Consider the following 5,756-nt stretch of genomic DNA (forward strand, 5'->3'; position numbering starts at 1 on the left):
CGGGTTCGGATTATCCTTCTTACCCATCGTCGGATCGTTCTTGCAACCCCAACGAGTGTCGTCATAGCTGCAGTCACCTGCCACACGGCCCACATCAACCCACCACACACGCACCAGCAACGGGTCACTGGTCGCCTGCGGAGTCACCTCCATCATCTGCCACGGGCCACCATCCACACGGAAACGAGCCGTATAGTGCACGGTCGCGTACGCATGGAAATTACCGGAACGCTGGTAGGCGTAGCTGGTATCCGTCTGCCTCGGACGCTCACGAGGGTAGGTGGTGACCGGTTTACCCGCGGTGTAGTTGGTGGCAGTATCACCATTGCCGTACTCGATGACGTACGAGGAGGGCATGAGCTCAATTTCGACGTGTCCTGCGAGCATGTCTGCTTCGAGGCGGTAGGGACCTCCGTCATCGACGTAGAAGTTGATCTGGTCGCCCTTGTAGACGTTGGGGTCGCCTTCTGCTCGGCCAGTGCCTGCGGGGTTGTTATAGGACTGATGCAGGGTCGGCTTACCTGGTTCTAGCGACTCTGCAGCGTGGCGGATTTCCTCCATGACTTCTTCGTAGGTCGGACCGGTGGGACCTGGGCTGTCGGCGCTGGTGAGAGTGCGGGTATCCTCGGGAACACAGGTTTCTGAGGTGCGGCTATACTTGCCAAAGCCACCATCAATGTAGGTCCCATCGTCACGAACAATAAGATTGTTGAGTTTTACGTTTCCAATCTTTCCGCCCTTACCTACGCAGCCAAGAATGTTAGAGTTACTCTTGGAACGAATTACGGTCATGCCGTTAGCGCCTTTGGTGGTGTAGGTGCTAGGTTCTGAATTTGATGACTGAGATGGGTAATTTCCGTCATTTATATTTTCTGAGGTATGACCTGTGTTTCTATTGCCTCCGCTTTTGTCTTTATATTTTGTATTCTTAGTGGTTTGACATACTTTGGCGCTATTTTCAGATGAACATTCTTTTGTCGAGTCGCTACCTAATGCCGGAGCGATTGATGAACATACAATATTTATTCCAATAATTATCAATGAAATATTTTTAATATTCTGTCTCATGTTTAGTCCTCAACACTTACATAATCAATGATTTCCCATTTTTGACCGTTGTGCTTCAGTTCAAATTTGAAGGTATCGTCAGTTTTGTCATCATTGGTCCAGCTAACCCAGCTCCCATCAGACTCAACAAAGATCTCACGATCCCATTCGCGATAGGCTTTCCAGAAGTAAGTTTCACCGTCTTCGGACCAAGGGTTTCCATCGGCTAGAAAATGGTCGATTCCACCAATGATCCATCCGCCGCTTTGATAAAGCTCTTCTGCATTTTTATACTCTTCCAATTCACGTTTGAAATTTGGCGAGATGAACTTGCGAGCCATCGAGTAATCGCCAGTTTGAGTACCGTAATTACCCCACAAGATCCAGGCATCCATCGTCTTGCGCATGCCTTCCAACGACTTTTCGTTGTAGCCGTTCTCCGGAACGTTAGGCTTCGGTACATTCTGTGCCGGACCGTACTTATCCGCCGGGCGGTACTCCCCGTTGGGCGCCTTCGAGCCGCCCGAATAGCCTCGGACAGTAGACGGAGTGGCACTCGCCGAAGGTGACTCAGATGCTGTTGCAGAAGCCGACGCCGACTCACTCGGCGCGGCGGAGGCGGTGGCTGCCGCCTCGTTATTTGCCTGCTGGCCACACGCCGCAAGCAGGGCCCCCAGGCCCACAAGTGCGCCGCTACCCAGCAGGGTACGGCGATTAAGAATGGTCGATTCCATAGAAGATACGCTCCTATCGTCGGTGATGGTGTGTTGTTTAGTTACTAGTCGGGCCGTTATTTGCAGGTCAAGCTGACTGCCGGAAGGAAAACAGCCCTGTAGTTCACTCAACAAGCGCATCGGTGCGCTATTGAGTACTACAGTTACCACCCTACCGCATGTTTGCCGTCGTTTGCATTCTTTTGAGGATGATGACGGTGGTTGGTCATTATTCGGGCTTCTCAATGCTTTATGCATCAAATATCTTTGCGCCTGCGGAGGCGCCGCTTCTGCAGAATTTGTGTCATGGTTTAGCGTCTTCTGCCATGGCTTTTAACTACGACCAAAGACACTAACCTATGGCACAAATCCGTAACCCATGACCGAATCTCCGGCTGCGCCAGGTAGGTGAGAGCTGGTTATGGGCTATGACTTACCCTTTTCGTCGATAGGTTAGTGGCTTCACTGCGGGTTAAAGACCCACGGTGAAGGCACTAACCTATCGAAAACCTCGGTCTAAAAACAGGCGGCCCTGAATGTTCAAACATTCGGGGCCGCCTGCTGCGGCTATTCAGCGCCTACGAGGCAATCTTCGCGATCTGGAACATGGACGCCGGCATCGGGCGGTCCAGCGACCAGCGAATATGCATCGGCTTGGAGCCCTCGTGAGAAATGTATTTCACGGTGCCCAGGCACATGTAGGGTTCGGGGCCGAGCCTATTCTCCCTGTGCTGGCGGGCGAAGAGCACGATGCGTCGGCCTCGCTCCTCGTGGTGTTGGAAGAGCTGACCCGTCGGACTTTCGGGGGTTGTCGCGCTCTGTGAATCCCATGCGAACTCGTCAGTGCTGATGGCGTAGTCCTTGTACATGGTGGCCGGGGAGAAGTGCTTCTCAGATTTCTCTAACGTCACCAGCAACGCGGTGGTGTTCGTCGGGTCGAAGGGTACAACACCGTTGACCACGCCGCCGGGTACCTTGAAGTTCTCCTCCTGGCCGCCCAGTCCGGCGAATAGTTCCTCGCGGGAGTAGAGGGCGTGAGTGCGCAGGGGGATGCCTTCACCCTCAAAGAGCGGCAGGGTGGAGGTGGTGTCCGTACCGGCGTTGAAGTTCCATACGCTCTCCATCTCCTGCAGCATGCCGCGGTTCTTACGCAGAGTCGCCAGGCCTTCGTTGAGGCTAAACTTCTCAGAAGAACCGTCCCACTTGGCCTTCGGCCAGATGGAGAACAGAAGCATCCATGCGTGGCGGCGCTGCTCATCGGTCATGTCCTGCTCCAGGATGTCCGTGTTTAGCAGCTCCAGGTATGCGTTAATGCGGAACGTGTCGTGTACGTGCGTGAGTGCCTTGACGCGCTTATTCGTCTCGACGGCCACGTTGTCATGGAAGGGAACCACCAGGTCGGGGTACAGTTCACTCGCGGCCTGGAGGCTGGTCCAGGTTGTTGCGACGGGCTTAGTGATACCGGGCAGGGGCACCTTGCTACTACGGCCGTAAATCTGCGGCAGTCCCAACCCGTAGCGGTTGATGAAGTCAATGACGGTGGGGCGAACATCGGGTTCCGTGGAGTTTCGGCGCATATCTTCCAGGTAGCTCTTTGCGGTGTCGATGAGGGCGTTCTGGTTCATGCGTAGGGACTCGCGAATCTTCTGGATGACCTGCTTCTGAGTCAGCTCGTCCAGATGAAAGTGACAGCCAGCCGGCAGTTCAGGGCTCTCAATGTCCCGCTCGGTCAAGGTACCATGCCGTGCAAAGGCGCGGTACTTGTGGTGAACCATGAAGTTCTTGTTCTGGTGTCCCACAAAGTCGAGGACCGTCAGAACAGACTTCAACGGTGCACGGCGCAGACCGCGGCCCAGTTGTTGCAGGAAGAGGGTGAGCGACTGGGTGGGGCGCAGCATCAGGAGGGTGTCGACGCTCGGAATATCGACGCCCTCGTTGAATAGGTCCACGGTGAAGATCGTGGTCAGCTCATGCGCTTCGTCTGCAAGGTTCTTCATCACCTTGGCGCGCTCCTCGGCGGAATCTGTACCGACCAAGACGCCAGCGGGAATACCCACCTCGTTGAACTTCTGCGCCATGTATTTGGCGTGCTTCACATTCACGCAGAACCCGAGCGCCTTCATGCGCAGGGGGTTGTCAACCTTCTCGCGTAGCTCTTCCACGATGATGCGCAGGCGGCGTTCGGCCTCGTCCTTGGTGTACAGGTTCTCAAGGGCCTTTTCATCGTATCGGCCACCCCGAACATTAATACGGCGCAGGTCGGTGCCGTCGGCAATACCGAAGTACTGGAAGGGTACGAGGAGGTGGTCTTCGAGTGCGTCCCACAGGCGGATGGAGGTTGCCACGTAGCCGCCAAAGTACTTGTCGGCGATGTTCACCCCGTCTTCTCGTTCGGGGGTTGCGGTCAGGCCGATAAATTCGCGGGGCTCAAAATAGTTGAAAACTTTGTCCCAGCTGGCGGCCTTAATGTGGTGACATTCGTCCATGATGATGACGTCGAAATAGTCCGGTGCATAATTTTTGAGGGCGGCACCTGACAACGTCTGAATGGTCGCAAAAACAGCCTCATTGTATTCAGGCTTTTTGCCGCCGGTCAGGAGCTCACCGAAATTACCTTTTAGCATGACGTCGCCGAAAGTGCGGCGCGCCTGGTCAAGGATTTCTTTGCGGTGCGCAATAAAAAGCAGCTTCAGCTTTTTGCCGGACTGCTCGCAGAGGCGCCTGTAATCGAGAGCCGAGAACACGGTTTTGCCGGTGCCGGTTGCGGCCACGGCGAGGTTGCGGTGACGACCCTTAGAACGAGCGTTCTGCATTTCTTCAAGCATGCGCACCTGATGCGGGAACGGATGCACATCCAGCAGGGACGAGTCGATATCGTACTCCAGGCCCTTGCTTTTACGGCCGGTAATATCCGCCTTAGCCAGGGCAGTGTCGAGCTCCTGTTTCTCCTGGTCAGAGGCGGTGTAAAGAGTGAAATCGCCGCTCTTCCAGTAGCTTTCAAACAGGCCTTCAAACTGGCGGATCAGGCCGGGCGTAATCGGGTTAGAGATGCGAACATTCCACTCCAGGCCGTCAGTGAGTGCGGCACTGGACAGGTTCGAGCTGCCCACATAGCCGGTGGACATGCCGGTATTGCGGTGGAACAGCCAGGCCTTCGCGTGCAGGCGGGTGCTGTCGCCCTGATAGCTGATTTTCACCTCGGCACCGTACTCTTCAACGAGGCGGTCGATAGCCTTGCGGTCGGTTGCGCCCATGTAGGTGGTGGTAATAATGCGAAAAGGAATACCGCGATTTTTAATAGCTTTAAGCTGCTCACTCAAACTATTAACGCCGGACATTTTAAGAAATGAGCAGAGCAAATCTACGCGGTCTGCACTTTCTAATTCTTTCTGAATTTCAGTATTGAGATTCAGGTCTTTAGAAGTATTCGTCATCAGAGCAACGTCGCTCAGAGGAATATCGGGGCGCGTAGTTTTTGCGTCAGTGAGGGCGAGCTCGCGCATCTGAATTACGTTGCTGTCGTCATCGGTCAGCAACGAATCGTTCTGCTCTTCGGCATCCTGCGGTAGGAGCTCCATCATGCGGTTGATGAGTTCCACCTGGTCTGCGGGGGTTTTGAGGCTTTCGAGGGCGGGAGCCAGCTGGGTGGCGAAGAACTGGGTGAGCAGTTCGGGGATGTTGTAGTCGTCCTTTTTGAGGATTTCTTCCTGCCATTGCGCGCCTTCGGGGATGGTGCGGCCCATGAGCGATGCGCTCTTGAGGTGTTCGTAGAGTCCCAGGGGGAGAGTTTCGTCAGTTGTGGTCATAGCAGCAGCCTAGCAGCCCGGGCGGTTTGCCGCTGCTTGGGTGGTCACCGGTTCACGGGGTAGGGGTGGTGGAATCCTGTAATTACAAAAATCCTGGCGGCTCCTGTATACATCCTTCCTCGAAAAGCCACATGTGTTTCGAGAAGCCACGTAATATGTTGCTTTTCGAAACACATGTGGCTTCTCGGCG

The 5,756-nt window shown here is 54.8% G+C and carries 3 protein-coding genes; all 3 read right to left on the bottom strand.

Going from position 1 to position 5,756, the window contains the following annotated elements; all coding sequences use genetic code 11:
* A partial coding sequence (locus tag HMPREF2605_RS00780; protein WP_246828142.1) for a peptide ABC transporter ATPase occupies window positions 1–792 on the bottom strand: 792 nt, incomplete at its 3' end.
* A gap of 278 nt (window positions 793–1,070) precedes the next feature.
* A complete protein-coding gene (locus tag HMPREF2605_RS00785) occupies window positions 1,071–1,781 on the bottom strand; it encodes a DUF6318 family protein (protein ID WP_070846661.1) in 711 nt (236 codons plus the stop codon).
* Window positions 1,782–2,338: 557 nt separating this feature from the next.
* Window positions 2,339–5,566: a DUF3427 domain-containing protein gene (locus HMPREF2605_RS00790; RefSeq protein WP_070846662.1), complete on the bottom strand. Its 3,228-nt coding sequence runs from the start codon at window positions 5,564–5,566 to the stop codon at window positions 2,339–2,341.
* Between the last annotated feature and the right edge of the window lie 190 nt (window positions 5,567–5,756).

This window comes from Rothia sp. HMSC065C03, from assembly GCF_001837295.1.
GTDB lineage: Bacteria > Actinomycetota > Actinomycetes > Actinomycetales > Micrococcaceae > Rothia.